This is a genomic window from Streptomyces sp. NPDC060209, assembly GCF_042728155.1.
In the GTDB taxonomy this organism is placed as follows: domain Bacteria; phylum Actinomycetota; class Actinomycetes; order Streptomycetales; family Streptomycetaceae; genus Streptomyces.
In genome coordinates, this window is sequence record NZ_JBHWZS010000377.1 from 1 (window position 1) to 7,641 (window position 7,641).

Annotated in this window: 4 protein-coding genes; 3 read left to right on the plus strand and 1 reads right to left on the minus strand. The window is 73.2% G+C overall.

Translation table 11 applies throughout. The features are described from left to right. Nucleotides 1-207 precede the first annotated feature (207 nt). Together ACFWFI_RS38675 and abc-f are read left to right on the plus strand one after the other, a co-directional pair. Nucleotides 208-1,425: a cytochrome P450 family protein gene (locus tag ACFWFI_RS38675; protein ID WP_387399907.1), complete on the plus strand. Its 1,218-nt coding sequence runs from the start codon at nt 208-210 to the stop codon at nt 1,423-1,425. A gap of 279 nt (nt 1,426-1,704) precedes the next feature. Beyond that, nucleotides 1,705-3,396: a ribosomal protection-like ABC-F family protein gene (gene abc-f / locus ACFWFI_RS38680; RefSeq protein ID WP_387399910.1), complete on the plus strand. Its 1,692-nt coding sequence runs from the start codon at nt 1,705-1,707 to the stop codon at nt 3,394-3,396. Here the strand turns inward: abc-f and ACFWFI_RS38685 are convergent. Further along, complete coding sequence (locus ACFWFI_RS38685) at nt 3,360-3,866, minus strand: NUDIX domain-containing protein (protein ID WP_387399913.1); 507 nt, start codon at nt 3,864-3,866, stop codon at nt 3,360-3,362. The genes abc-f and ACFWFI_RS38685 overlap by 37 nt on opposite strands. 294 nt (nt 3,867-4,160) lie before the next feature. Here ACFWFI_RS38685 and ACFWFI_RS38690 point away from each other — a divergent pair, with 294 nt between their 5' ends. Next, a complete protein-coding gene (locus ACFWFI_RS38690) occupies nt 4,161-7,589 on the plus strand; it encodes a phosphodiester glycosidase family protein (RefSeq protein WP_387399916.1) in 3,429 nt (1,142 codons plus the stop codon). The last annotated feature ends 52 nt before the right edge of the window (nt 7,590-7,641 follow it).

Below are 7,641 nucleotides of genomic sequence, written 5' to 3' on the forward strand. Positions count from 1 at the left end.
GGGCGCCTGCCCCCCCCACCCCCCCGGGGCTGCCGTCCGCCCCCCCCCCCGCGGGTGGTGGGCGCGGGGGGGGGCGGCGGGGGGGCCCCCCGGCGGGCCCCCCCCCCCCCCCGCCCGGGCACCACGTCGGGCACCCGAAGGCCTGGATCATGAACTCCCGCGCCCCTACGCTCGTCCCATCCCGGCCCCCACACCCAGGAGTTACCCATGGGACAGCACACCGTCGCGATCGACCCCGCAGGTCGCGACATCCACGGAGAGGCGGAAGCGCTCCGTGCCCAGGGCTCGGCCGCGCGGGTCGAACTGCCCGGCGGAATCCCGGCCTGGGCGCCCACGGGCCACCAGGTGCTCAAGCAACTGCTCGCCGACGACCGGGTGTCCAAGGACCCCAACCAGCACTGGCCGGCGTGGATCGAGGGCGAGTTCCGCGAGACCTGGGTCAACTCCTGGGTGGGCGTGACCAACATGTTCACCGCCTACGGTGCCAACCACCGGCGCCTGCGCAAACTCATCTCGCCCGCCTTCACCAAGCGGCGCACCGACGCGCTCGGCCCCCGGGTCGAAGAGATAGCCGCCCGTCTCCTCGACGAGATGGCCGAGTCGGCCGCCGGCGGCCCCGTGGACCTGCGAGCCGCCTACGCGCACCCCCTGCCCATGGAGGTCATCTGCGAGCTCTTCGGCGTCCCCGCCGACAACAGGGCGGACACGGCGAGGCTCGTCGGCGAGGTCATGGACACCACCGCGACACCCGAACAGGCCCTCGCCACCTGGCAGGAGGTCCACGCCCTGCTGGCGGGGCTGGCCGCGGCGAAGCGGGAGCACCCCGGCGACGACCTGACAAGTGTTCTGATCGCCACCCGTGACGAGGAGGGTTCCGGCCTCACCGAGGACGAACTCATCGACACCCTCCTCCTCGTCATCGGCGCGGGCCACGAGACCACGGTCAACCTCATCGGCAACGCCGTGCACGCCCTCCTCACCCACCCGGACCACCTCGGCCGGGTGCTCGCCGGCGACATCCCCTGGAGCGAGGTCGTCGAGGAGACCCTGCGCTGGGCGCCGTCGATCGCGAATCTGCCCCTGCGGTACGCCGTCGAGGACATCGAGCTCCATGACGGGATCACCATCGCCCGAGGCGACGCGATCCTCGCGACCTACGCGGCCGCGGGGCGCGACCCGGGCCGCCACGGAGGGGACGCGCACCACTTCGACCCCACGAGGACCGACAAGGACCACCTCTCCTTCGGCCACGGGGTGCACTACTGCGTCGGCGCGCCACTGGCCCGCCTCGAAGCGTCGATCGCCCTGCCGGCGCTCTTCGCGCGCTTCCCGCAGCTGCGCCTCGCCGACCCGTCGCTCCCCGCCGCGCAGGTGGAGTCGTTCATCGCGTACGGATTCGGCGCCCTTCCCGTGAGCCTCGGCTGACCTCCGGCGGGCGGCACCCGGCGGGGCTCTCCGTTCCGGCCGGGTACCGCCCGGGGCATGGTTACAATGGCTGACATGGGTTCGTACTCGTACTACTTCTTTCTCTGATTCGCGGCCAGGACGCCGCCACGCGACGCTGACCGTCGCCGTGTGACCTGTCGGGTCACGCCATGTGCCGCAGTCCTCTCCGTCGTCCGACACCTCAGCCCCGCAGCGCGCCTCCGTCCATGACGTCGATGTGCGTGCCGCCGAGGGCATGTCACTTCAGGGAATGCACCCATGTCTCTTCAGCGCACCCGCGCCCAACTGGCCGTCAATGACGTCTCCAAGGCGTACGGCGACCGTTCCGTCCTCGACCAGGTGTCCCTCACCGTCCGCCCCGGGGAGAAGGCCGGCGTGATCGGTGAGAACGGCTCCGGGAAGTCCACCCTGCTCCGGCTGATGGCCGGGGCGGAGGCCCCGGACAGCGGTGACATCACCGTCAGTTTCCCGGGCGGCACCGGCTACCTCGCCCAGACCCTCACCCTCGACCCCCGCGATACGGTCCAGGACGCCGTCGACGCGGCCCTCGCCGGACTCCGGGACCTGGAACGCCGGATCCGGGAGGCGGAGGAAGCGATGTCCGACGGGGAGCCCACCGACGCACAGCTAGCCGTGTACGGGGACCTGCTGACGGCGTACGAGGAGCGCGGCGGATACCAGGCGGATGCCAGGACCGACGCCGCGCTGCACGGCCTCGGGCTCGGCCACCTCACCCGGGACCGCGTGCTCGGCACGTTGTCCGGCGGGGAGCAGTCCCGGCTGGCCCTGGTCTGTGTGCTGGCCGCGGAGCCGGAACTCCTGCTCCTCGACGAACCCACCAACCACCTCGACTCCGCCGCCGTCACCTGGCTGGAGGACCATCTCCGCGCCCACCGGGGCACCGTGGTCGCCGTCACCCACGACCGGGCGTTCCTGGAGCGCATCACCACGGTGATCCTGGAGGTCGACCGCGACCTGCGGAGCGTCGCCCGCTACGGCGACGGCTGGGACGGCTACCGCACGGCGAAGGCCGCCGCGCGCAGCCGGTGGGCCCAGGAGCACCTGGAGTGGCTGGCGGAGCTGGCCCGCACGGAAGAGCTGGTGAGCGCGGCCGGACAGCGCCTCGCGGGGACGGGCAAGGACCCGGGGCAGGGCTTCGGCAAGCACCGCAGGTCGCACGAGGCCAAGCTGTCGGGCCAGGTCAGGGCCGCCAGGACCCGGCTGGAGGCACTGCGCCGCTCACCCGTCCCGGCGCCTCCCCGGCCGCTGCGCTTCACCGCAGACCTCGTCCTCGCCGGTGCGGGTGACACTCCGTCGGCCGGGGGCAGCGACGCCGTCGCCCTGGCCGAGCTGGACTCCGTCCTCGTCGGGGGACGGCTCGACCTGCCCTCCCTGCGTGTCGAACCGGGCCGACGGCTCCTGGTCACCGGGCCCAACGGGGCGGGGAAGACCACGCTCCTGCGCGTTCTCGCCGGTGACCTCGCGCCGGACGCCGGCACCGTCCGGCGGCGAGGCGGGATCGGCTACCTCCCGCAGGAACTCCCCGCCAGCCCCACCCGCCGCACGCTGCTCGCCACCTTCGCCGCGGGCCGGCCGGGATTCCCCGACGAGTACGAGGAAGAGCTGCTGGCCCTCGGCCTGTTCCGTCCGGAGGACCTGACCGTGCCCGTGGCGGCGCTCTCCATCGGGCAGCAGCGCAGGCTCGCCCTTGCGCGGCTGGTGACCCGTCCGGCGGATCTGCTGATCCTGGACGAGCCGACGAACCACATCGCGCTCGACCTGGTCGAGGAGCTGGAGGCCGCGCTCGACCGGTACGAGGGAGCCGTCGTGGTCGTCTCGCACGACCGGAGCTTCCGCGGCCGCTTCACCGGCGAACGCCTCGAACTCCGGGCGGGCCGCACCGTGACGGGAAGCTACCCCTCCGAGGGGGCGCGCCCCTCCCGCACGTAGGCACGCAACCGCTCGACGAACACCCGCTGGCCGGCCACCAGCCGTTCGAAGGCGTCGTCCGGTGTGCACCAGGCGAACCGGTCCATCTCCGGGAACTCCCGCAGCACACCGGACCCCTTCGGCCACTCCATGGTGAAGGTGCCCGGGACCGCCCCGGCAGGGTCCAGGTCGGCTTCCACGGCCCATACGGTCACGGTCTTGCCGCCGGACTGACGTGTCTCGCCCAGCGGCACCCACGCACCGTCCGGGAGGGGCATTCCGAGTTCCTCCTCGAACTCCCGGCGCGCGGCGGCGGCCGGCTCCTCGGGGGGTTCGTACTCGCCCTTGGGGACGGACCAGGCGGCCTTGTCGCGGCGGGCCCAGAACGGTCCGCCCATGTGGCCGATCAGCACCTCGGGGTCCGGCCGCCCGTCCCCGCCGGCCACGACCCGGAAGAGCAGAAGCCCCGCGCTGCGCTTGACTGTCGACATGTCGTCAAGTGTGCGGGCCGGGAGCGCGGAGGGCCACCGGTCCCGGGCCCCGGAGGAGTGTCCGGCCCGGGAGCGGAATGTCCACCCGTCCGGAACAGCCGGGGTCACTCCTTCGCCGCGCGCTGTTCCTCCTGATGTCCCCGTTGTCCTCTGGTGCGTCCCACTCGGTCCGGTCATGCTGTCCGCCGACAGCGCGTTCCGCGTGCGATCCGCTCCGCACCAGGAGGATTTGTGGGCCTTGGCACTCATCACGGCACCCGTCGGCCACTCGTACTGCTGGTGACCGTGGCGGCGATGGCGGCAGGGGCCGTCGCACCCGCAGCCGCCGACTCGACTCCGGACCCCCGCCCGCACACCACCGCCGAGATCCTCAGACCCGTCGCCCCGCCGGCGGCGAGCGGCCCGTCCGGCGAAGCGAGATCGGTCGTGGAGGGCGACGGCATCGAGACCGCCCGTGCCTCCCGCCCCGTCGCCCCCGGCATCCGCCTGAGCTCGTACGACCGCCTCGAGTCCGACAAGTGGCTGCGCGTCGACACCCTCTCCGTCGATCTGGACGGCAGCGGAGTGCGTGCCGACTACCTCTCCTCGGGCAAGGTCGCGGACCGGCACACGGTCTCCGAGCTCGCCGCCGGGCACGACCCGGGGCAGGGCCGGCGTACCGTCGCCGCGATCAACGCCGACTTCTTCGACATCAACCAGACCGGAGCGCCCCAGGGCCCAGGGATCAAGGACGGCCGGACGGTCCACTCCCCGGCCCCGGGCGTCAACCGCGCGGTGGGCATCGGGCCGCAGAACGCGGGCCGTGTGTTGGAGCTGTACTTCGAGGGCACGCTGACCCTCCCCTCGGGCGCGCACCCGCTTGCCGCGTACAACGCGGCCGACGTGCCGGCCCAGGGCGTGGGCGCCTACACCTCTGCCTGGGGCGGCGCCGACCGGGCGCTGACCGTCGACGACGCGCGGCCCGTCGCCGAAGTGGCCGTGCGCGACGGCAGGGTCGCCTCCGTGTCGGACACCCCCGGCTCGGGACCCGTGCCCGATGACACCGTGGTCCTCGTCGGCCGGGAGGCCGGAGCGGGACTGCTGACCGCCCTGGAGCCCGGAGACCCGGTCGGCATCGAGTACCGGGCCCGCACCGACAGCGGAGACGTCCCGCGCACGGCCGTGGGCGGCCGGGAACTGCTCGTCGTCGACGGAGCGGCACAGAACCACGACGGCGAGGGCAACAACACCGCGGCGCCCCGCACCGCGGTCGGGTTCTCCAAGGACGGCCGGACCATGCAGGTCATCACGGTCGACGGCCGCCAGACCGACAGCGGTGGTGTCACCCTCACCGAGCTGGGCGAGATGATGCGCAGGGCCGGCTCGTACAGCGCTCTGAACCTCGACGGGGGCGGCTCCTCGACGCTCGTCGCACGTGAGCCGGGCAGCGACGCGCTCCAGGTCGAGAACAGCCCTTCCGACGGCAGCGAGCGCACCGTCCCCAACGGCCTCGCCCTGACCGCCCCCGACGGCAGCGGGCGGCTCGAAGGGTTCTGGGTCGAGACCCGTACACCGGCCGGCGCAGCACCCGGCGACGACCCGGTCGGCGGGGGCCACCCCGAGCGCGTCTTCCCCGGCCTGACCCGGCAGCTCACCGCCGCCGGATATGACGAGACGTACGGCCCCGCCGCGGGCGCCCCGCGCTGGCGTGCCGTCGGCCCGGCGGTCGGCAGCGTCGACGCCCGCGGCACGTTCACCGCACACCGCAGCGGCACGACGGATGTCCGGGCGGAACGGGCCGGCGCCCACGGTGAAACGCGGCTCACCGTCCTCGACCGGCTGGCCCGCATCCGGTCCACCACCGCGCGCGTGGGTCTGGCGGACGACGAGGCCACCGGCAGCTTCGGCATCGTCGGACTCGACGCCCACGGCGCGAGCGCCCCTGTCGAGCCGGCCGACATCACCCTCGACTACGACCACACGCTGTTCGACGTCGACGACGACGGCCGGGGGGCCTTCACCGTCAGGTCCCTGAACGGCTCCGGGGCGGGACGGATCAAGGCCACGGTGGCGGGCGTCAGCACCACGCTCGCAGTGAGCGTCGGCCTCACCGAGCAGACCGTGTCGGACTTCGAGGACGCCGGATCCTGGAAGTTCAGCCAGGCCCGCGCGGACGGCTCACTTGCCGCCACGCCGGACGGGCACCCCGGCACCGGCCTCCGGCTCACCTACGACTTCACCCGGTCGACCGCGACGCGTGCCGCCTACGCCGCTCCGCCGCAGCCCGTCGTCGTGCCGGGCCAGCCGCAGGCGTACACCCTCTGGATCAAGGGGGACGGCAACGGCGCGTGGCCGACCCTGCACCTGAAGGACGCCGCGGGATCCGACCAGCTGCTGCGTGGTCCGTACATCACCTGGACCGGCTGGCGCCAGGTCACCTTCGCCGTGCCGCCGGGCGCGGCGATGCCGCTGTCCGTGTACCGCTTCTACCTCGCCGAGACGGCCGCGGCCCGGCAGTACACCGGCGAGATCGTCATCGACGGCCTGACCGCCCAGGTGCCGCCCACCGTCGAGCTGCCCGAACAGGCGGAGCCCGCAGACCCGTTGATCGACACCGCTGCGGTGACCGAGGGCCGGGACTGGCAGTTCGCGGTGATGTCGGACGCCCAGTTCGTCGCGCGCGACCCGGACAGCGCCATCGTCCGGCAGGCCCGTCGCACCCTGCGCGAGATCAAGGCGGCGCGGCCCGATTTCCTGGTCGTCAACGGAGACCTCGTCGACGAGGGATCGCCCGCCGACCTCGCCTTCGCCCGCCAGATCCTCGACGAGGAGCTGGGTGACTCACTGCCCTGGTACTACGTACCGGGCAACCACGAGGTGATGGGCGGGAAGATCGACAACTTCATCTCGCAGTTCGGGCCGGCCCGGAGGACGTTCGACCACAAGGGCACCCGGGTCATCACGCTCGACACGTCGGGTCTCAGCCTGCGCAGCGGTGGCTTCGCCCAGATCGAGGAGCTGCGTGCCGAGCTGGCCGCGGCGGCGAAGGACCATTCCGTCGGATCCGTGATGCTGATCGAGCACGTGCCTCCACGCGATCCCACCGTGCAGAAGGGGAGCCAGCTGAGCGACCGCAAGGAGGCCGCTCTCGTGGAACAGTGGCTCGCCGCCTTCCGCCGCACGACGGGCAAGGGCGCGGCCTTCATCGGCAGCCACGTGGGGGTCTTCGACGCCTCGCGCGTGGACGGAGTGCCCTACCTGATCAACGGCAACTCGGGTAAGGCACCGGCAGGCCCTGTGGACGAGGGCGGCTTCACCGGATGGTCCCTGATCGGCGCCGACCGCGTCTCGTCCGGCGAACAGGCGACGGCGCGCCGGCAGCCGTGGCGGGGCGGACCCGACTGGGTCTCCGCACAGACCCGCGCCCACGTCGACGCACTGGCGCTGGACGCCCCCTCCGTGCTCGTCACGGGAGAGCGCACGAGGGTGGGCGCGCACGTCACCCAAGGCACGCGGACCGTGCCGGCGGCCTTCCCGCTGAGCGCGGACTGGACCGGCTCGCCGAACGTCCACATCGGCGGGGCGGATGATGCCCGCACACGCCACGTCGCGGCGCTGGACCCCGCCACGGGCACGCTCACCGCGCTCCGGCCGGGCACGGTAACGCTCGCGGTGACCGTCAACGGTGTCACCCGGCAGGCACGGATCCAGATCGCGGCCGGGGTGGTGGTGCCCGCTGCCTGACGCTCCGTCGCAGGCCGCACCACCGCACGGCTCCCGGACCTGGTCCGGGAGC

Excerpts from the sequence above, each read along its gene's own strand:
- ACFWFI_RS38675 (WP_387399907.1), top strand. The coding sequence starts at position 208 with ATGGGACAGCACACCGTCGCGATCGACCCCGCAGGTCGCGACATCCAC.
- abc-f (WP_387399910.1), top strand. The coding sequence starts at position 1,705 with ATGTCTCTTCAGCGCACCCGCGCCCAACTGGCCGTCAATGACGTCTCC.
- ACFWFI_RS38685 (WP_387399913.1), bottom strand. The coding sequence starts at position 3,866 with ATGTCGACAGTCAAGCGCAGCGCGGGGCTTCTGCTCTTCCGGGTCGTG.
- ACFWFI_RS38690 (WP_387399916.1), top strand. The coding sequence starts at position 4,161 with ATGGCGGCAGGGGCCGTCGCACCCGCAGCCGCCGACTCGACTCCGGAC.